Source organism: Streptomyces sp. NPDC031445, from assembly GCF_055581365.1.
The window spans coordinates 306,786-326,041 of record NZ_JBVIJO010000010.1 but is presented as its reverse complement, the minus strand read 5'-3'; the positions used below and the strand labels follow the sequence as shown (position 1 = coordinate 326,041).

17 protein-coding genes and 2 pseudogenes are annotated in these 19,256 nt (G+C 71.9%); 13 read left to right on the top strand and 6 right to left on the bottom strand.

The genetic code is table 11. From position 1 onward, the window contains the following. Positions 1-258: 258 nt before the first annotated feature. Positions 259-462 (bottom strand): hypothetical protein, encoded by a 204-nt coding sequence (locus ACZ5DC_RS26250; protein ID WP_468656604.1) that lies wholly within the window; start codon positions 460-462, stop codon positions 259-261. A gap of 327 nt (positions 463-789) precedes the next feature. Between ACZ5DC_RS26250 and ACZ5DC_RS26245 the strand changes: the two genes are divergently transcribed. The 4 genes from ACZ5DC_RS26245 (at position 790) to metX (ending at position 4,478) form a co-directional block, all read left to right on the top strand. Next, positions 790-1,083, top strand: a complete 294-nt coding sequence (locus tag ACZ5DC_RS26245; RefSeq protein ID WP_468656602.1) for a type II toxin -antitoxin system TacA 1-like antitoxin — start codon at positions 790-792, stop codon at positions 1,081-1,083. Continuing rightward, positions 1,080-1,463 carry a fic family toxin-antitoxin system, toxin component gene (locus ACZ5DC_RS26240; protein ID WP_468656600.1) on the top strand — a complete coding sequence of 128 codons (384 nt, stop codon included), beginning with the start codon at positions 1,080-1,082 and terminating at the stop codon, positions 1,461-1,463. The genes ACZ5DC_RS26245 and ACZ5DC_RS26240 overlap by 4 nt, the downstream gene beginning before the upstream one ends. Positions 1,464-1,971: 508 nt before the next feature. Further along, complete coding sequence (locus ACZ5DC_RS26235; protein WP_468656598.1) at positions 1,972-3,333, top strand: bifunctional o-acetylhomoserine/o-acetylserine sulfhydrylase; 1,362 nt, start codon at positions 1,972-1,974, stop codon at positions 3,331-3,333. After that, entirely contained in the window at positions 3,330-4,478 is a 1,149-nt protein-coding gene (metX, locus tag ACZ5DC_RS26230; protein ID WP_468656714.1) for a homoserine O-acetyltransferase MetX, read from the top strand. The genes ACZ5DC_RS26235 and metX overlap by 4 nt, the downstream gene beginning before the upstream one ends. On the opposite strand, the pseudogene ACZ5DC_RS26225 reads toward metX, so the two are convergent. Both ACZ5DC_RS26225 and egtA read right to left on the bottom strand, forming a co-directional pair. Then, positions 4,472-5,080 (bottom strand): annotated as a pseudogene (locus ACZ5DC_RS26225) (PLP-dependent transferase); the annotation flags it as partial. The gene metX and the pseudogene ACZ5DC_RS26225 overlap by 7 nt on opposite strands. Positions 5,081-5,180: 100 nt before the next feature. Beyond that, entirely contained in the window at positions 5,181-6,461 is a 1,281-nt protein-coding gene (gene egtA / locus ACZ5DC_RS26220; RefSeq protein ID WP_468656596.1) for an ergothioneine biosynthesis glutamate--cysteine ligase EgtA, read from the bottom strand. 423 nt (positions 6,462-6,884) lie between these two features. On the opposite strand from egtA, the gene ACZ5DC_RS26215 reads away from it, so the two are divergent. Next, on the top strand, positions 6,885-7,715 hold the full coding sequence (locus tag ACZ5DC_RS26215; protein WP_468656594.1) for an alpha/beta fold hydrolase: 831 nt from the start codon (positions 6,885-6,887) through the stop codon (positions 7,713-7,715). A gap of 69 nt (positions 7,716-7,784) precedes the next feature. Here the strand turns inward: ACZ5DC_RS26215 and ACZ5DC_RS26210 are convergent, their stop codons facing one another. Continuing rightward, positions 7,785-8,186, bottom strand: a complete 402-nt coding sequence (locus ACZ5DC_RS26210; protein WP_468656592.1) for a hypothetical protein — start codon at positions 8,184-8,186, stop codon at positions 7,785-7,787. A 277-nt stretch (positions 8,187-8,463) separates the two neighbouring features. Here ACZ5DC_RS26210 and ACZ5DC_RS26205 point away from each other — a divergent pair. The 3 genes and pseudogenes from ACZ5DC_RS26205 to ACZ5DC_RS26195 all read left to right on the top strand — a co-directional run. Next, positions 8,464-8,877: pseudogene (locus tag ACZ5DC_RS26205) on the top strand (RNA polymerase sigma factor); the annotation flags it as partial. Positions 8,878-8,890: 13 nt separating this feature from the next. After that, positions 8,891-9,106 carry a hypothetical protein gene (locus tag ACZ5DC_RS26200; RefSeq protein WP_468656590.1) on the top strand — a complete coding sequence of 72 codons (216 nt, stop codon included), beginning with the start codon at positions 8,891-8,893 and terminating at the stop codon, positions 9,104-9,106. Between the two features lie 209 nt (positions 9,107-9,315). Continuing rightward, entirely contained in the window at positions 9,316-10,311 is a 996-nt protein-coding gene (locus ACZ5DC_RS26195; RefSeq protein ID WP_468656588.1) for a YdcF family protein, read from the top strand. A gap of 40 nt (positions 10,312-10,351) precedes the next feature. Here ACZ5DC_RS26195 and ACZ5DC_RS26190 read toward each other — a convergent pair whose 3' ends face one another. Further along, positions 10,352-11,314: a zinc-dependent alcohol dehydrogenase family protein gene (locus ACZ5DC_RS26190; protein WP_468656586.1), complete on the bottom strand. Its 963-nt coding sequence runs from the start codon at positions 11,312-11,314 to the stop codon at positions 10,352-10,354. A 166-nt stretch (positions 11,315-11,480) separates the two neighbouring features. On the opposite strand from ACZ5DC_RS26190, the gene ACZ5DC_RS26185 reads away from it, so the two are divergent. Beyond that, positions 11,481-12,125, top strand: coding sequence for a TetR/AcrR family transcriptional regulator (locus ACZ5DC_RS26185; RefSeq protein ID WP_468656584.1), 645 nt, complete (start codon positions 11,481-11,483; stop codon positions 12,123-12,125). A gap of 74 nt (positions 12,126-12,199) precedes the next feature. On the opposite strand, the gene ACZ5DC_RS26180 is transcribed toward ACZ5DC_RS26185, so the two are convergent. Beyond that, positions 12,200-13,948 carry a right-handed parallel beta-helix repeat-containing protein gene (locus ACZ5DC_RS26180; RefSeq protein WP_468656582.1) on the bottom strand — a complete coding sequence of 583 codons (1,749 nt, stop codon included), beginning with the start codon at positions 13,946-13,948 and terminating at the stop codon, positions 12,200-12,202. Positions 13,949-14,217: 269 nt separating this feature from the next. Between ACZ5DC_RS26180 and ACZ5DC_RS26175 the strand changes: the two genes are divergently transcribed. From ACZ5DC_RS26175 to ACZ5DC_RS26160, 4 genes are all read left to right on the top strand, one after another. Beyond that, positions 14,218-15,213: a LacI family DNA-binding transcriptional regulator gene (locus ACZ5DC_RS26175; protein ID WP_468656580.1), complete on the top strand. Its 996-nt coding sequence runs from the start codon at positions 14,218-14,220 to the stop codon at positions 15,211-15,213. A gap of 328 nt (positions 15,214-15,541) precedes the next feature. Beyond that, the gene (locus ACZ5DC_RS26170; protein WP_468656578.1) at positions 15,542-16,837 is read left to right on the top strand and encodes a hypothetical protein; all 1,296 of its coding nucleotides are present in this window, start codon (positions 15,542-15,544) and stop codon (positions 16,835-16,837) included. Positions 16,838-16,886: 49 nt separating this feature from the next. After that, positions 16,887-18,146: an extracellular solute-binding protein gene (locus ACZ5DC_RS26165; RefSeq protein WP_468656576.1), complete on the top strand. Its 1,260-nt coding sequence runs from the start codon at positions 16,887-16,889 to the stop codon at positions 18,144-18,146. 48 nt (positions 18,147-18,194) lie between these two features. Further along, on the top strand, positions 18,195-19,256 hold the full coding sequence (locus ACZ5DC_RS26160; protein WP_468656574.1) for a carbohydrate ABC transporter permease: 1,062 nt from the start codon (positions 18,195-18,197) through the stop codon (positions 19,254-19,256).

Below are 19,256 nucleotides of genomic sequence, written 5' to 3'. Positions count from 1 at the left end.
CTCCTGCGGAAGTACGTCGTGGTCGGGCGTGCGGCGGGTGTACCGCGATCCCGGGGCCCGGATCCCGGTGCGGCGCCAGTCTCCCAGCCGGTGCGACCGTGCCGGCCCGGACCGGCTGTTCCAAGTCGGCTGCGCTGGTGGCCGACGGTGCGAAAGAGGCGGTGCCGCGGTGCCGCGCGCTCAGGACGAGGTGGTCCTCGCCGCCGCGCCGGATCGTGCGTGGGGTGCGCAGCGCCCTCGGCGGTCCCCCTCGGCTGGTTACGGCGCGGCGGCCGGCCTTCCGTGTCCCGGTGCGTGCGGGAGCGCGTGGGGGAACCCGGGGCTCAGGGCGTTGTGCGGTGCGGGCAGGCGCATGACGCGTGCCAGGTCGTGGTGTATGCGGTCGGCCTCACCGCGCACCAGGGCGGGGATGTCGCCGCGTTCGGCGACGAGGCGGCTGTAGATGGGGGTCTCGTGGAACACGGCGGTGTCTGCTCTCTTCAGCTGGGCGGGGCAGGGCGGCGGGGTGTCTGCGGGCGCGGGTCGCTCAGTCGTGTCCGGGAACGGGCCATGTCCGACACCCTAAGGTGTGGCACTGACAACGCCGGCCCGCGCGGGGGGGCGGACGCATTCCCGCCTCGCCGTCAGCCGTGCGCCGTCGCGGGCGGCGGTACGGGCGCAGGCGAACGGTCCGTCGGACGCTGTCCCCGCAGCCGTCGCACTGCCCCCCGCGGACCGGGGGCGGACAGGTGGCCGCGGTCCCGGGCCGGGGCTGTCCTGGGCGATGGTACCGGCGGTACCATCGGTACCATGACCAAGGCCATGAACCTGCGCTTCCCCGATCCAGCCCAGCGTGCCGCGATCGAGGCCGCCGCGAAGCAGGAGGGCGTCAGCCTGCAGGAATACATCCTGTCGGCTGCGTACGCCCGGGCCACCGCGGTGGAGGACCGCTTCCTCGATGCGTTCAGGGCCTCGATGTCGCACAGCGGTGACGCGTTCACCGAGGAGGCCGGCACGGCCGGTTCCGGTGCGCAGCAGCGTGAGGCGGAGCTTCGGGCGCGGCGTGAACTCGAGGAGCAGCAGGAGCGGGGTCACGCCGCGTGACGCAGAACGAACCGCTCCACCCGCTGGACGTCGCCTTCCTGCTGCACGCCGCCGAGCTGCTGCCCGGTGATCCGCAGGTGGACGACTACGGACCGCTCTACGCGGCGGCCGGCCGGGTCGACGCCAGGGCGATGGAACGCGACGTCTACGGCTCGGTGTACCTCAAGGCGGCCGCGCTGCTCCAGACACTGGCGAAGCTGCCGTGTCTGGAGCACTCCAACGAGGCGTTCGCCTGGCACTCCACCGAGGCCTATCTGGCCCTGAACGGGCACCGGCTCGACTACCCGCCCAAAGAGGCCGTCGCCCTGGTGCGGGACGCCGTCTCCGGCACGGCGGGCGTCGGCCTGATCGGCCGCCGGCTGCGGTCCTGGGCCGTCTGACCGCACCGCGATGCGGCCAGGGCGGCGACGCCGCCGCGCGGGCGCCTTCAGCGGACCGGGGGTCCGCCGAAGAGTGCCGCGCCGCCTTGTGACGAGCACCTCGGTCTTCGTAGCGGGGCCGGGTCGAACCGGTTGGCCGGTTCTGTACGGTGAGGCGGAGTCAGAGGTGCCGGCGGGCCTTCGGTGGTGACCGGGGCCTGGCAGTGTCCGCGGTGATCTCCCCACCCGGAACCGGATGTCGGCGCGCGTGGTAGCGGTCTCGTACTGGCGCGCCGTCGGCCATCTGTGGTTACCTGAGCCCATGACCGGGTTCGTGACTCGCCGCCACGTTGACTACGTGCGTGTCACCACCATGGGTTGTCGCACCGTGAGCTGACGCCGCGCTCCGGCATCTGATTTCCCCTCTTCACCTCCGCACCGCACTGCCCTCCGCCCTGCCCTCTTCCGGCCCGGGCGGCAGCCGCGCGGTCTCCTCACGCACCCCGAACGCCCCGCACAAGGGAGAACCATGAGCCAGCCGCTCGATTCCGTCACCGCCGGCCACACCCCCGAGGACGCACCCGCGGGTCCCGACACCTCGGCCTGGTCGTTCGAGACCAAGCAGATCCACGCCGGCGCCGCGCCGGACCCGACGACCGGGGCGCGGGCGGTGCCGATCTACCAGACCACCTCGTTCGTCTTCCGCGACACCCGGCATGCCGCCGACCTGTTCTCGCTCGCCGAGCCGGGCAACATCTACACCCGTATCCACAATCCGACCCAGGACGTCTTCGAGCAGCGGATCGCGGCGCTCGAAGGCGGGGTCGCCGCGGTGGCCGTGGCGTCGGGGCAGGCCGCGGAGACCCTCGCCGTCCTGACCCTCGCGAGCGCGGGCGACCACGTCGTCTCCAGCACGTCTTTGTACGGCGGCACGTACAACCTGTTCCGCCACACTCTGCCCAAGTTCGGCATCGAGGTGTCCTTCGTCGACGACCCGGACGACGTCGAAGCCTGGCGCGCGGCGATCCGGCCGAACACGAAGGCCCTGTTCGCCGAGACGCTCGGCAATCCGCGCGGCAACGTCCTCGACGTACGGGCGGTGGCCGACGCCGCCCACGCGGCGGGCGTCCCGCTGATCGTGGACAACACCGTGCCGACCCCGTATCTGCTGCGTCCGATCGAGCACGGCGCGGACATCGTCGTCCACTCCGCGACCAAGTTCCTCGGCGGACACGGCACCACCATCGCCGGCGTCGTCGTCGACGGCGGTACGTTCGACTTCGGGGCGCACCCCGAGCGCTTCCCCGACTTCAGCGAACCGGACCCCAGTTACCACGGCCTGCGGTACTGGCCCGCGCTCGGCCCGGGTGCCTTCGCCGTCAAACTGCGCGTGCAGCTGCTCCGCGACATCGGCCCCGCGCTCTCCCCGCACTCGGCCTTCCTGCTGCTGCAGGGCGTGGAGACGCTCAGCCTGCGTGTCGAACGGCACTCCGCCAACGCGCAGGCCCTGGCCGAGTGGCTGGAACAGCGCGACGAGGTCGCCGCCGTCCACTACCCGGGGCTGGAGTCCAACCGCTGGTACGAGGCGGGGCAGCGCTATCTGCCGCGCGGCGCCGGCGCGGTGCTGGCCTTCGAACTGCGGGACGGGGTCGAGGCCGGCAAGCGGTTCGTCGACGCCGTCGAGCTGTTCAGCCACCTCGCCAACATCGGCGACGTCCGCAGTCTCATCATCCACCCGGCGTCCACCACTCACAGCCAGCTCGACGAGGAGCAGTTGGCGGCGACCGGCGCCTCCCCCGGCCTGGTGCGGCTGTCGGTCGGCATCGAGAACCTCGCCGACCTCAAGGCGGACCTGGAGGCGGGCTTCCGCGCGGCGAAGGGCGCGTCCTGAGCGCCGTACTGGCGACCTCCGAGATCCCCCTCCCGCCGCCCTCCGGGGCCTGGCGGGAGGGGGACCCTCCGGGTCGCCGCCGGTGGCACGTGCGGGAGAAACCGCTGCCGCTGGAAGCAGGGGGCGAACTGCCCGGTGTCCGGCTGGCGTTCGAGACCTGGGGGCGCCTGGCACCGGACCGCTCCAACGCCGTACTGGTGCTCCACGCGCTCACCGGCGACAGCCATGTCGCCGGACCGGCCGGGCCCGGTCATCCCACCCCCGGCTGGTGGGACGGGCTCGTCGGGTCCGGTCTGGCCCTGGACACCGACCGGTGGTTCATCGTCGCCCCCAATGTGCTGGGCGGCTGCCAGGGCAGTACCGGGCCGTCCTCGACGCGCCCCGACGGGCGGCGCTGGGGCGGCTCCTTCCCCGCCCTGACACAGCGGGACCAGGTCGCCGCGGAAGCCGGCCTGGCCGACGCGCTCGGCATCGACCGCTGGGCCCTGGTGGTCGGCGGCTCCATGGGCGGCATGCGTGCCCTGGAGTGGGCGGTGTCGTATCCGGAGCGCACGGGCGCACTGCTCCTGCTCGCCACCACGGCGGCGGCGAGCGCGGAGCAGATCGCCTGGGCCGGCATCCAGCTCCACGCCATCCGCAGCGACCCCCACTGGCACGGCGGCGACTATCACGACACGGGCCGGGGCCCGCACGCGGGGCTCGGCCTGGCCCGCCGCATCGCCCACGTCACGTACCGCAGCGAGCCGGAGTTGCAGATCCGCTTCGGCCGCGCGCCCCAGGGCACGGAGGATCCGTGGTACGGCGGCCGGTACCAGGTCGAGTCGTATCTCGACCACCATGCCGCCAAGCTGGTGCGCCGTTTCGACGCCGGCAGTTACGTCGTGCTGGCAGAGGCCATGAACACGCACGACATCGGCCGCGGTCGCGGTGGTACGCGCGCCGCCCTGCGCCGGGTCACCGCGAGGACGCTGGTCGCCGGGGTGCGCTCGGACCGCCTGTATCCGCTCACCCAGCAGGCGGAGCTGGCCGCCGGGATCCGCACGGCAGACCGCCTCCGGGTCGTCGAATCCCCCTACGGTCACGACGGTTTCCTGATCGAAGCGGACCAGGTCGCCGCGCTGGTACGCGAACTCATCGCTCAGTGAGGGTCTTCGGCGGCCGGACGCGGAGGTCTGACCGGAGCCGGAGCAGCGGTTCGCCCGGCTCCGCTCGCTCTCGGGCCCGCTTCGAGGTCGGCGATCAGGCCGTCGACGCCTTCGATGCCGGCCGACAGCCGCACCAGGCCCGGCGTGACCCCGGCCGGGGGCGAGTTGGGCGTGGGTGGTGGTGGCGGGGTGGATGACGAGGCTGCGGACGTCGCCGATGTTCGCGAGGTGGCTGAACAGCCGGACCGCTCCGACGAAACGCCGGCCGGCCTCCAGGCCGCCCGCGAGTTCCAAGGCGAGCACCGCTCCGGCGCCGCGCGGCAGATGGCGTTCGGCCCGTGTCCGCCGCGGGCTGGAGGGCAGGGCGGCAGAGCGGACCCGCGTCACCTGCGGCTGTTCCTCGAGCCAGGCGGCGAGCGCGTGGGCGTTGGAGACGTGCCGTTCGACGCGCAGGCCGAGCGTCTCCAGCCCTTGCAGGAGCAGGAAGCTGTTGAAGGTTGGACCGCCGGCCCCGGGTCCCGCACCAGCCGGGTGCGCAGACGCAGCGCGCAGGCGGGTCCGAGACCGGCGAAGGAGTCCCAGAAGGCCGGCCCGTCGTAGGCGCGCGACCGCCGAACTCCTCCGCTGAGCCCAGCCGGGGGAGATCGGCCGCGGAGCGGGCCCGGCACCGGGTGATGGACGTCGGCGCAGCCGCGCGCCCGGTCATCGGCGCAGCGGGCGTGCCACGGCCGCGCTGCCGGTCGGCACGTCGTCCGCCGGGCTGCGGCCGCGGCGGACGTAGCGGTCGGCGTAGGCCGCGACGGCGTCCGTGATCCCGGTGCTCGCCCCCAGCCGGGGCAGGGCGTCCAGGGCGGCGGCGAAACAGGTCACGGCGGCACGCTTCAGGTCCGGGTCGGCAAGCCCGTGGCGCGCCGCGTCCCTCCACAGGGGATTGTGCGGTGCCGGTGCCCCGGCGGCCCGCCCGGCCAGGGGCGCCATCGCCCTGTGCGCGATCGTCGCGGCGTCCGGGTCGTCGAACAGGGCCGTGACCACCGCGAGCGGCACGATCCAGCCGTCGTCGCCGGGCTGTGCGTCGATCATGCGCAGTTCCAGGTGTCCCCGTGGCCTGACGGGCGGGAACAGCGTGCTGATGTGGTAGTCGAGGTCGGCCCGGGTCGGGCGGCGCCTGGTGCGCGAGCGGGTCCATTCGCGAAAGCTCAGCCCCTCCGGCACCTCCCAGGGGCCGTCGCGCCGTACGCACATCACGGGGGCGTCGAGGACCCGCCGGACCCAGGCGCGGCGCGGGTCGGGGTCCGGGGAGGGACCGCCGGCCCGCCCCGGGTCGAGCTCCGTCCACATCAGCTGCCGCGTCGACTGCCAGCCCGTGGACCGGCCTCCGGCCATGGGCGAGTTCGCGAACGCCGCGACCAGGACCGCGCCCAGGTGGTGTGCCAGCCACCAGCGGCGCGCGAATCCCATGACGCCGGGTTCCTCGCGTCCGGCGTCGAGGCACACCTGTACGGAGGCCGAGGTGCACATCAGGGCTCGCCCGGCCGGGCCCGTGCGGTCGAGGCAGGTCTCCATGGCGTCGTAGCGGGGCTCCCGCAGGAACCGGCGCGGCGGCTTCCAGGGGTCCACGCCCATGCCGGCCAGGGTCAGGCCGTGCCCGCGCAGCACGGTGCGCACGGCCGCCAGGTCGGCCGAGACGTCCGAGACGCACTCGGTCAGCGACGGGGCGGGCCGGGAGCTCAGCTCCACCTGACCGCCGGGCTCGACGCTCAGACCGGACGCGAGCGGCAGGGTCCGCAGCACGGCGTGGACCGCTTCCAGCCGCTCCCGGGCCACCAGGCGGTGCGGCGCGCGCTCCTGGTGGACCAGCCACTCCACCTCGACCCCGACGCTGCGCGGCGGGCCGGTCCTGAAGCAGGCCCCCTCGATCAGCGCCTCCGCCTCGTGTTCGGTGAGGGCGGGGCCATCGGCTCCGCACTCCGGTGGAACGGACATCCGGGAGCCTCCTGAGCCGCCTCAGGGCCGTCGGGGATCCGACGTCCGGCACGCGTACCGCCGCGCCTGCTGCAAGAGTCCGCCGCCGGACCCCGTCCTGACAAGCGCGCATCCCGGACGAGTGGGGCTTCGGCGACCCGCGGCGGACGGCCCGGCCCGGCGACGGACGACCCGGACGGAGGTGTGCCGATGCACTGCGCCTGCACGTGCCGGGCCGCGCCGTCCCGGCGGGCGTCATCGTCCAAGCGGTCGAAGCAACCAGATGAAACCGGGCGCGGCCCGGGTGGCATGACGGCCGGGAGCGGTCTGATCCGAGAGGATTCCCGCGCGCGGGCAGGGGTCGGCCGTGCAGCGCGTTCGCCCGGGCGCGGCTCGACCCGCACAACGCACAACTGAACATCCGACACAGCAGGGGAACCAGCGATGAGTACAGTCACCACGCCGGACGGCACCGTCATCTTCTACAAGGACTGGGGCCCGCGGGACGCCCAGCCGATCGTCTTCCACCACGGCTGGCCGCTCAGCTCCGACGACTGGGATGCCCAGCTGCTGTTCTTCCTCGCCAAGGGGTACCGGGTCATCGCGCACGACCGCCGCGGGCACGGGCGGTCCAGCCAGCCCGGGACCGGCCACGACATGGACACCTACGTCGCCGACGTCAACGTGCTGACCGACGCCCTCGACCTCCAGGGGGCCGTGCACGTCGGGCACTCCACCGGCGGTGGCGAGGTCACGCGCTATGTGGCACAGGCCAAGCCCGGCCGTGTCTCCAAGGCGGTGCTCGTCGCGGCCGTCCCGCCGGTCATGGTGAAGAAGGACAGCAACCCCGAGGGCACCCCGATCGAGGTGTTCGACGGATTCCGTGCGGCCCTCGCCGCCAACCGGGCCCAGTTCTTCATCGACGTCCCCGCCGGGCCCTTCTACGGCTTCAACCGGCCCGGGGCCGAGGTGTCCCAGGGACTGATCGACCGGTGGTGGTGGCAGGGCATGATGGGCGCGGCGAACGCGCACTACGAGTGCATCAAGGCCTTCTCGGAGACCGACTTCACCGAGGACCTGAAGAGGATCGACGTCCCCGTCCTCGTGATGCACGGGACGGACGACCAGGTCGTGCCGTACGCCGACTCGGGCCCGAAGTCCGCCGAACTGCTCAGGAACGGCACGCTCAAGAGCTACGAGGGTTACCCCCACGGGATGCTGTCGACGCACCCCGAGGTCCTCAACGCCGACATCCTCGCCTTCGTGGAGGGCTGAGACCGGACGGCCCCGCGCCACGGCGCCGGCATCCCCGCGGGCCGGCGCCCCGTGCCGCTGGTGCGGAGCTCACTTCACCTTGACCGCCACGGTGGGCGAGTAGACCTTCTCGGACCCGCTCACGCCCGCGATCCGCAGATGCTCGGCGCCCTTGGTGTTGAGCTTGGCGATCAGGGCGTACGAGCTGCCCTTCTTGACCTTGGCGGTCGCCCTCAGCGGGATCCACTTGCCGGACTTCTCGTGCTGGAGCACGAGCGGGGAACCGACCTTCAGGCCCTTGGTGCGGCCGGTGAACGTCACCTTGTCCCCGGCCTTCACCTCGGTCTTGTCGGCCTTCACGGTGATCGAGGCCATCTTGCCGGGGCTCGGGCTCGCGGCGAGGGCCGCGGTCGTCCCGCCGGAGAGCAGCGCCACGGAGAGGACACCGGCGCCGAGCGTACGAAGGCACTGGTGACGGAGTACGGAGGTCATGTGTGTCTCCCGTCCTGTCGCTCGATGGACTCTCCCAGGCTGGCGCGGGAACACGCCTCTCGCCACTCCGAGCCGCCGCGGCCGCAGCGTCGCCTCGTCACATCAGCCAGCTGACCTGGTCCTTTACGGGTCGGTTGCGCCCCGGAACCCGGTGGCCAACTCCTGGCGTCCCAGGACAACGACGAAGTTGAACGGTTGAACGACCACTTCGCGGACGTGACGCACGTCACGGGAAGTGGAGCCGAGCATCCGACAGGTCCCAGAGGTGAGCATTGACATGCGTGCCCGGCTACGGGCGGGGGAACCGGCCGCGTTCGCCGAGTTGTTCGACAGTTACGCCCGCGGCGTGTACAACCACGCTTTCCGTCTGACCGCCGACTGGTCGACGGCCGAGGACGTCATGGCCACCACCTTCATGGAGGCCTGGCGGCTTCGCCACAGGATCGACTCCGAAGGCGGCTCGCTGCGGCCCTGGTTGCTCGGCATCGCCACCAACACCGCGCGCAACCAGTACCGCAGCAACCGGAGTTACCGGCGAGCGGCCCTCGCCACCGCGGCCGCGGAACTGAACGTGCCGGACCACGCGGAGGAGGTGACCGAGCAGATCGACGGCCGGCGCGAGCTGGCCGTGGCCCTCCGGGCGCTCGCTTCCTTGCGCAGACCCGAGCGGGAGGTCATCGCGCTGTGCGTGCGGCCGGCACGGCGTGGCGGTCGCCCGGCTGGACGAGACGAGCGGCCAGCGTGAGGAATGGATCTTCGACAGGAACACCCACGTCTTCCTGGGCCAGCGATCCGTGCAGGTGAACAGGGCCCGGGGCACCGACGAAATCATCAAGCCCGGAACCGTGCTCTTCACCAGTGCCGTCCTGCGGCGGGCCGTCGTCGACGACATCAAGCAGGTCCCCGCACGCACCAGCTGACAGCGCGAGGCGATACCCAGCGGTGTGCGCCTACGTCGTCCCGCCGTCGGGGGCGCACCCGGTAACCGGCCGTGGCTGGAGTGGTCGCGATCTGGTGCACGAGTTTCAACATCGACCGCTCCGGCGACAAGCAGCTCTGGGCGGCCATCTGACGGCCGTCCCCGGCCGCGCCGGTGCCCTCGGGCCCCGGCCCACAGAGGAAGTCCAGGGTGCTGATCGACATATTGGCGGCCGTCGCGCTGCTGCTGTTCGTCATAGGTGTCATCGTCGAGGCGAGGCGCTTCGCGAACGCCGTGCTGCTCGGCGTGTTCCTCACACTGATGGCGGTGGCCCACGGGCGCGACCTGCTGGTCTACCAGCGCGCCCTGGACGGCACCTGGCTGGCCAGCCCCGTCCTGGAAGGGCTGGCCGTGCTGCTGCTCTGCTGCCTGCTGATCGGCAACGGGGTGCGGATGGTGCGCAAGGAGGGCAGCAGCCCGGCCAACCTCTTGACGTTCGTCGCGGGTGTCGGGCTCCTGTCGCTCCTGCTGCTGAGTGCGGCGGCGTTCGTGACCGAGCTGCACGCGCTGGCCACCGCCGTCGCCGTCATGGCGCTGCTCACCGCCTACTTCGCCTTCCTCTTCGTCTGTTTCACCGTGTACGGCTACGCGTACGGCCGCCTGGCCGTGCCCTCCGGCCTCGACTACATCATCGTCCTCGGGTCCGGTCTGATCGGCGGTGACCACGTGCCGCCCCTGCTCGCCGGGCGACTGGACCGCGCGCACGCGGTCTTCGAGGACCAGGTGGCCGGGGGCGGCGAGCCGGTCCTGATCACGTCCGGCGGGCGAGGGCCGGACGAGGCCGTCGCCGAGGCACACGCGATGGCCGACTACCTGGCGGCACGCGGCGTACCGGCCGGGAGCCTGCTGCGTGAGGCGGAGTCCGCCACCACCGAGGAGAACCTCCGCAACTGCAAGGCCCTCATGGACGAGCGCGGCAGCGGCTACCGCTGCGTGATCGTGACCAACGACTTCCATGCCTTCCGGGCCGCGATGATCGCCCGGAGCGTGGGCGTCGACGCCCATGTCGTGGGCTCCCCCACGGCCTCCTACTTCCGGCCCAGCGCGACCATGCGGGAGTTCGCCGCCGTGGTCCTGCACCACCGGTGGATCCATTCCACGGTCTGTGTGCTCCTGGCGGCGGCCTGCTGGCTGATCGTCATGTGAGGCAGGGGCCCCTCCCGGTGGCGGAGCCTCGCCGTCCGCTTCAGGGCGTCAGCACGACCCTGCCGAACACCTCCCCCGCGTCCATCGCACGGTGTGCCCGCACCGCCTGGTCCAGGGGCAGGACCTCGTGCACGACGGTGCGCAGGTTCCCGTGCCCGGCATCGGCGAACTGGGACGACCGTACGGCCTGCCGGTCGGGACCGGGCACGGTGTCGGAGCTGAAGGTGGAGAACGACAACGACCTGCGGAAGGCGTCCAGCAGCCGCATGCCGAAGTCCGCCGGCGGCTGCCCGCCGACGACACCGACGGCCACGTACCGCCCGTTGGAGTTCAACTTGTCCAAGAAGTCGGGAAGCCGGGGGCCGCCCACGACATCGATCACCACGTCGAAACCCGCCGGTGCGTCCGCGCCGCCCTCGCCTGAGCGGTCGAGGACATGTGTCGCGCCCAGGTCCCGCAGGCGGGCGCCGCGCTCCGCCGAGGAGGCGGTGACCGCCACCGCGCTCGCGCCGTCCCTGGCCGCGAGCTGGACCGCGGTGATGCCGATGCTGCCCGCCGCACCGCGCACGAGCACCGTCTCGCCGGGCATGAAACGGGCCCGGTCCAGGGCGAAGTGGGCGACCACCCCGGAGCCGCCGAGGGTCACCGCGCCGGCGCCGGTCAGGCCGTCCGGCAGCGCGAGGACGTCCTCGACCGCCGCGACGGCCTGCTCGGCGTACCCGCCGGACAGGCCGGTGAACGCCCACACCCGCCGGCCGAGCCACGAGGTGTCCACCCCCTCCCCCACCTCGGCGATCCTTCCCGCGACCTCGCTGCCGAGGAGATGGCCCTCCCGGAAGCCGTAGGCGGCAAGCGTTCCCCGGCGGATCACGGCGTCCACGCCGCCCACCCCGATCGCCTCCGTGGCGATCCGCACCTGCCCCGGGGCGGGAACGGGCTCGGGCAGATCCACCACCTCCAGGCCATCGGGGTCTCCGAACGTCCTGATCACAACGGCTCTCATCTCTGCTCCTCGGGTCGGTGAAGGGACGGATCGCGGCTGCCGCGGCCGTGTGCGCCGGGTCGGCCCCCGCAGCCGGGGCACCACCGGTGACGTGCGGGGACGGGGCCGGCAGCACGTCACCGGACCGTAACGGACGCCCCCGTCCGCTTGGCTAAAGTGAGAGACCATGACCGACCGTTTGCCTCGGACCGTGCGCTCCGACGCCCGCGACAACCGGGTCCGCATCCTGGACGCCGCCCGCGCGGTGTTCGGCGAGGAGGGCCTGAGCGCGCCCATGCGCGAGGTCGCCCGGCAGGCGGCCGTCGGCCCCGCCACGCTGTACCGGCACTTCCCGACCAAGCGGGAGCTGATCGCGGAGACCTTCGCCGAGCAGCGGCGGGCCTGCCATGCCGCCGTCCGCGACGCCCTCGCGCACCCCGACCCGTGGCACGGATTCCGGAGCCTGATCGAGCGGATCTGCGAACTCCACGCGCACAGCCGGGGGTTCGCCGACGCCTTCATGACGGCCTTCCCCGAGGCCATGGACTTCGCCGGCGACCGGGAGCGGACACTGAGCGCGGTCGGCGAACTGGCCCGCCGGGCCCAGCGGACCGGCCGGCTGCGCCCCGGCTTCGTCGTCGACGACCTGATCCTCATGCTTATGGCCCACCGGGGCCTTGAGGACACCCCGCGTGCCGACCGGGTCACGGCCTCCCGCCGCTTCGCCGCCTACGTGATCGAGGCGTTCCGCGCCGCACCGGAGACGGCGGCGCCCGCGCCGTTGCCGCCGGCGCCCCCACTGCGACTCGCGCACTCGCCCGGCACGCCGTGATCGCCGACCGGATACGTGTCGGGGTGTCCGCGTCACACGTGGTCGCCGGGCCGGAGTCGAGCGTCGCCCCCCGCTCACGGCCGCAGCGTGCCCGACGTTCCTTCCACGACCACGTCCGCGCAGCCTTCGGCGGCCACGAGGCCGGACTCGGCGAAGGCCCCGGCGGCGGTGCCCGTCAGGTGGTTCCCGGTGACGGCCAGCCCGCGGACGGAGCGGGCGCGGACGACCGGTGCGCCGGCGTCCTCGAAGACGTTCCCGCTGATCGTGACGTTGCGGTGCACGGGGTGGGCGGGGTCGAGGACGGCGTTGGCCGGTGCGATGAGGACCGCGGGAGCGGACGGGCGCAGGAAGGTGTTGTCCCGGATGGTGAGGTCGGCGACCGGGCCCGACTCGTACCACTCCTCGGCGTCGGCGGAGACGTGGACGCCGGCCATGGTCACGCCGTCGAAGACGTTCCCTTCGATGACGACCGGCCGCCGGGTGGTCATCAGGACCCCGCGGGTGGGCACGTTGACGAAGTGGTTGCCGACGATGTGGACGGACGCCGTGGCGGTGACGTTCTCGGCGACCCAGTGCTCCGGTGTGACGGTGGGGGGCAACGGGCGGTCCAGCGTCACGGTCATGATGCGCCGGTCGTGTGCGTCGTCCCGGTCGCGGGGACCGTCGACGGCGGTCAGGCGCGCGGTGAAGCCGGCCGCGGTGTCCAGGGTGGCACGGGCGGTGAACTCGACCGTGTCACCGGGCCGGAACGCGGGGAAGCCGGCCGTCTCCGGGTGCCGGTAGGCCAGCGTGACGATGTCGTCCGCCACCCGGCCGGCCACCACGAGGTAGGTGCCGTGGACGTTGACCGGGTCGTCGTGCGGCCCGTCGAAGACGCAGTCGGCGATCCGGACGTGCCCGGCCATCGACGACAGGTTGATGAAGTCGGCGCACCCCGCCGACGTACGGCCGGTGGCCGGGTCGGCGCGGAAACGGACGTCGCGCACGGTCAAGTCCCTGCTCATCTGCCCGACGAGGCCGAAACCGTGGAGATGGTGCGCCGAGACGTCGCGGATCTCCACCCGTTCGCCGCCGCTCACGAACGCGCCCGGATGGTCACGTACCGTCGTGCGCATCTGGTAGACGAGCCCGATGTCACCGGGGGCGTCGGCGAAGCGGTAGGACAGGCGCAGGCGGTGGCCGGGGAGCCGGCGGACGGCGGCCACGTCGTCGAACAGGGGGTTGCGGTCCCGCCAGGTGCGCCGGGCCACCGGATCGTGCAGCTGCGTGTACTCCATCGCGTTCGTGCCGGTCCAGTACGGCTCGCCGTCGGCGGGGCTGGGCTCACCGAGCCAGGTGACCGTCGTGCCGTCGATGCGGAAGCGGGTGTCCGCGGGCAGGGCCAGTTCCCGCCAGGCCGCGACGCCGTCCGTACCGGCGTCGGCCACCGTGGCGTCGACGACCCGGGGCGTGACGTAGTCGAAGGAGAACCCCTCGAAGCGGACGTCGGACGAGTCGATCGCCGCGAACGCGGTCTGGGCGCCGTGCAGCACCAGGGCGGCGCCCCTGCCGTCGACGACCAGGTCGCGGGCGTTCTCCACGAGCAGTGCGATGGTCTTGGAGAGGTAACGCCGGTCGGCGCCCACCGTGTTGGAGACGTACAGATCGCGGCGCTCGGCCCGCTCCGGATACAGGTGGTAACGGCCGGGCGGGAACCGTACGGTCACCGGCGCCGTCACCGCGCAGGCCGCGCGCAGGGCCTCGGCGACCGCCGCGGCGCTGTCGCGGGTACCGCCCGGGTCCGCGCCGAACGCGGTGACATCGACGATGGTGCGCAGCGCCACGCGTACTCCTCGCTCGGGAGCGCCGGGCCGACGTCCTCCCGGTCCGCCGGTGGAGGTGCCGTCGCCCTGATGTCCGGTCAGATCCTTGGCGCGCCAGTGTAGCCAGTCCCGGCTCCCCTTCACCCGGCCGGCCGGGTGGGCGGTCGGCGGCCGTGGCGGGCTGAGCGGGGCCCCGCCCGGCGTCGGCGGGGCCGGGCGGCGGCTCGACCTGGCGTGATCCCGGTACACTCGCACCACGCCAGGCGGCGCCGTTCACCGCAGAGGGAGTCATGGCCAAGGTCGGGATCAGCGACGTCGCGGCGCGAGCGGGCGTCAGCGAGGCCACTGTCAGTCGCGTCATCAACCGCCGCGGGGTCGTCGCGGCGGCGACCCGGCGCCAGGTGGAGGAAGCGATCCGCGAGCTGGGCTACGAGCGCGGGGCGCAGAGTCAGCTGGTCGTGGTGCTCACCCCCGGGCTGGCCCAGCCGTTCTTCGGCCAGCTGTGCGAGCTGATCGAGTCGGCGCTCGCGTCGCAGGGCTTCCGGGCGATCGTGGCCTCCACCACCGTGGGCGGGCTCCAGGAGATCGACTTCATCTCCTCGACGATGGACCTGGGCATCGCCGGTGCGGTCTTCGCGTCCGCCAGCAACACGCTGATCGGTGCCGACCCGACCGTCTATCAGTTGCTCGCGGAGCGCAAGATCCCCTTCGTGCTGGTGAACGGCGCGATCGACGGTCACCCCTCGCCCAGTTTCTCCACCAATGACGCCGTCGCGGCGGAGCTGGCGGTCGACCACCTGTGGGGGCTCGGTCACCGCGACATCGGCCTGATCGTCGGACCGGTGGGGAACCGGCCGAGCGAGCGCCGGCTGGCCGGGTTCGTCCAGTCGATGACCGCGCGCGGTGCCGCCGATCCGCAGCGGCTGGCCGTGCGGCAGGTCTACAGCGTCGAGGGCGGCATGTCGGCCGCCGGGACGCTGCTCGACCTGGGTGTGACGGCGATCGTCGCGGCCAGCGACTACATGGCTCTCGGCGCGATCCGGGCCGCCCGGCGCCGGGGGATGTCGATCCCCCGGGACCTGTCGGTGGTCGGCTACGACGACTCGCAGGTCATGGACTTCGTCGATCCGCCGTTGACCACGGTGCGCCAGCCCGTCGAGCGGCTCGCGCAGTCGGTGTCGACGGCCATGGTGCACCTGGTGAACCGCAAGCTCGTCCCGTCGGGCGAGCTGCTGTTCGACCCGCAGCTGATCGTGCGGGGCTCCACCGCGCCGCCGCGCTCCTGAGGCGTTGCGGGACGCCAGCTCACGGTCCTCAGTGCCGCTTCAGTGACGGATAATTGACGTATCCGTCAGAGACACGTCATAACACGTCGCCGGTCGGCACACACCTTTCTCCACACATCGGGCGTCCCGACGCTTGCCTCCTCACCGCTGCCTGCGATGATGGGCACACGTATGCCACTGAAACAGATGTGGAACACCGATGCATTGACGCGAAGTTGACGTGCGTGTAACACTCCCTTTCATGGCGCAGGGACCACCATTTCCGCAGCCCTCCACATGTCTCAGCAGCCCAAAGCTGCACAACACCGTGCTTCACGTGAGATCCAGCATGACGGATCTTGTCGACTCTTTCATTTGGGCGTCACAGCGGGCCCGGGAGTGGGTGCAGACCGGACGGCGCGCGGACTTCCTGCCGAGCTACTGGGCGGGCCTCACCGACCGGCCGATGTTCTACGCACGGGATCTGGCCCACCAGATGCTCGGCGGCCACCTCCTGGGCCTCGACGCCGAGAACCTGGCGATGCTCCGGCACTTCGCCGCCTCGGCCACCGAGCGGCGCGGCTGGTACCCGCTGTGGGCGTTCCTCTTCGACGGCACACCCGCGGCGATCGACTACCACGACGACGACGACTTCGTCCGTGAGATCCCGGCACCGTTCGAGCTGGTGGAGAAGGCCGTCGAGCAGTACCGCTGGACGCGTGACGAGCGGTTCCTGCGGACGCCGGAGATCTCCGCGTTCATCCGCACCACGCTGACCTCGTTCGTGCGGGCCCACGATCCTCTCGGGACCGGAGTCGCCGGTGAGCGCGGCAGCGGCCGGATCTTTCAGGGCACGGCCACCTACAACGAGGTGGAACGTCCGCCGCACCTGCTGGTGGCGGCCGACGGCATCGCCAGCCAGTGGGCGGCCCACGCCGCGCTCGCGGGTGTCGCGGCCGATGCCGGGCTGGACCCGGAGTTCGCGCGCTGGAACGCCGAACGGACGGCGGCCCTGGAGACCGGGTTCGCCGAGGGCTGGTGGCTGGCGGAGCACGGGCACTACACGGCGGGCTTCACCCGGGAAGGGCCGGTCAGCGGGTTCGGGCTGGAGAGCACGTGGTTCCCGGCGGTCAAGGGCCTGATGCGGCCGGACGACCGGGCGACCGCCCACCTGGACTTCCTCGGCGCCTGCCTGGAGAAGAGCCCGCCGCACAACATCGAAGCCTTCACCTACCTGCCCGAGGCGTACCTGCGTTACGGACGCGACGAGGAAGCCCTTCGCTGGATCCGGTTCCTGGCGGAATCCCGCGCGGACTATCCGGAGGTGCCGTTCACGCACGTCGCCCACGTCGCCACGGGCCTGACCGGGCTGAGCGTGGGACCGCGCGAGGGCGAGGTGCGGACCCGTTCGCACATCCCGGCGGACGCCTGGCTGGAGGTGAGGCGGATCGCCGCCGGCGCCTCGGTCATCGGCGTCCGCCACGAGGGACACGAGGCGAGCGAGCTGTGGGTGAGCGCGGGCAGCGGCGTCACCTGGACCAGCACCTGGCCGGACGGCCGCACCGTGCAGGTCGGCGTCCCCGCCGGCGAACGGGTGCGTGTCACCGCCGACGGCGACACCACCGCGGCCGGCCGGCACACATGAACCGCAGCACCTTCCCTGCGACACGACCCGCGACGACAAGGACCTTCCCGTGTTGAGAACCGCAGTGGCAGCCGCCATAGCCGTCGGCTGCCTGGCCTCCCTCGCCGCGTGCAGCAACGACAGCGGGGCCACCCCTGGAGACGGCGGCGGTGATGCCGCGTCCATCTCGTTCGCCTATTGGGGCAGCAACGAGGAGAACGCGACGATCAAACGCATGGTCGCCGCCTTCGAGAGGGCACACCCCGGCATCCACGTCGAGGCCAACTGGATCCAGAGCGACTACGAGCAGAAGCTCCAGACGTCCGTCGCCGGCGGTGACGCCCCTACCGTGGCCGCGATCTCCAACACCTCGCTGCCGAGCTTCTTCACCGTCTTCAGACCGGTCAGCGTGGACAAGAGCGCGTACTACTCCCCTGCCGTCGCCAAGGCGGGCAACGTCGACGGCACAGACTACGCCGTGCCGTTCGTGGCCAAGAGCAAGGTGATGGCCGTCGACAAGACCCGCTTCACCAAGGCCGGCCTCCCGGTGCCGTCGGGCACGACGCCGCTCGGCACCCGGGACTTCGTCGCCGCCGCCCGGAAGATGACCAGCGGCTCCGGCTCGTCCAAGGTCTACGGCTCGGCACCCTTGTGGTACGACGGATGGCTGTTGGCCGACGGAGGCTCCTACTACAACGCCGACGGCACGAAGTGCACGATGGGCGACGCGGCGGGAATCCGGGCCGCGAAGACCGTCGTCGACTCGGTGAAGCCCAACGGTTTCGCGCCCACCTCGATCGCCGCCCAGGGCCAGGACATGTTCCAGTGGCTGGCACAGGGCAAGGTCGCGACGCTGCCCGACTTCGGCCCCTGGAACATCGCGAAGTTCGCCGCGCTGGACCCTTCCCGCTTCGCTCTCGTCCCCATGCCCGGCCGCGGCGAGCCCATGGAGGTCGACGGCCTCGGCATCGCCAGGAGCGCGAGCCCGGCACAGGTCAAGTCCGCCGAGACGTTCACGACGTTCATGAGCACCGACCCGGCCGCCCAGAACCTGCTGGCGTCCAAGGAGTCCGCGCTGGGCGTGCCCGTGGTCCGCGCCTCGCTCGCCGCCTTCAGGTCCGCCGCGCCCAAGGCCAACCTCCAGGCGTTCGTCGACGCCGTCGAGCACGCGGTGACCACCCCGTACGTGAAGAACAAGGTCCGGATCGAGAGCACCTTCTCGACCGCCCTGAACTCCCGCACCGCGATCGGGACCGGCCACGAGGACCCCGCGACCGTGCTGCCGCAGCTCCAGGACACGTGCCAGAAGATGCTCGACGCGACCAAGTGACCCCGGGCGGACGGCCGCACGCGGCACCGAGGAGGACCGATCCGAAGCATGTCAGAGACAGTGAAGGGCCTGGAGGGCCTCCTCGCACGGTTCCACCTGGATGTCGCGCTCCAGCCCATCGTCGCCTTCGCCCTGATGACGGCCGTCGTCTTCGGGCTTCTCGGGGCCGCCATGTGGCTCGCGGTGAGACGACGGTGGATCGGTCGCGCGACCGCGGCGTTCTGGCTCTTCGTCTCCCCCTGGATCGTCGGCTTCCTGCTGTTCACAGGCGGTCCGATGGTCTACTCCCTGGTCCTGTCGTTCACCCACTGGGACCTGCTCGGCCCGGTGAGGTTCGCCGGGCTCGCCAACTACCGGCAGGCGCTGCACGACCCGGACGTCGGACAGGCCGTCAAGGTCACCCTGCTGTACGCGGTGCTCAGCGTCCCGGCGCAGACGGTGCTGTCGCTCGCGGTGGCGCTGCTGATGAACGTGAAGGTCAGCGGCATCCATGTGTTCCGCACCCTGTGGTACCTGCCCTCCCTCGTGAGCGGGGTCGCGCAGACGGTGCTGTTCATCTGGGTGTTCAATCCCGAGCACGGCCTGGTCGACGGGGCACTGCGGCTGCTGGGCGCCGAAGGCCCGAAGTGGCTGTTCGACCCTGACTGGGCGCTGCCGGCGGTCGTCCTCATGAGCCTGTGGACCGTCGGCGGCAACATGATCATCTATCTGGCGGGGCTTCAGGACGTACCGTCCGAACTCTACGAGGCGGCGGCACTCGACGGCGCCGGCCGCCTGCGCGTCCTGTGGAACGTCACCATCCCGCAGATCAGCCCGGTCATCTTCTTCAACGTGGTGACGGGACTGATCTACGCGATGCAGACCTTCACCCAGGGCTACGTCATCACCCAGAACGGCGGCGGCCCCTCCAACTCCCTGCTGTTCTACGTCGTGTACCTGTACCAGAACGCGTTCAAGTTCTTCCAGATGGGCTACGCGTCGGCGCTCGCCTGGATCCTCTTCCTCATGATCATGGTGCTCACGGCGGTCGTCTTCCGGGGCAGCAGTTTCTGGGTCTACTACGAATCCCAGCGTCCCAAGGAAGGGAGGCGGCGTGTCCGCGCCAAGTAG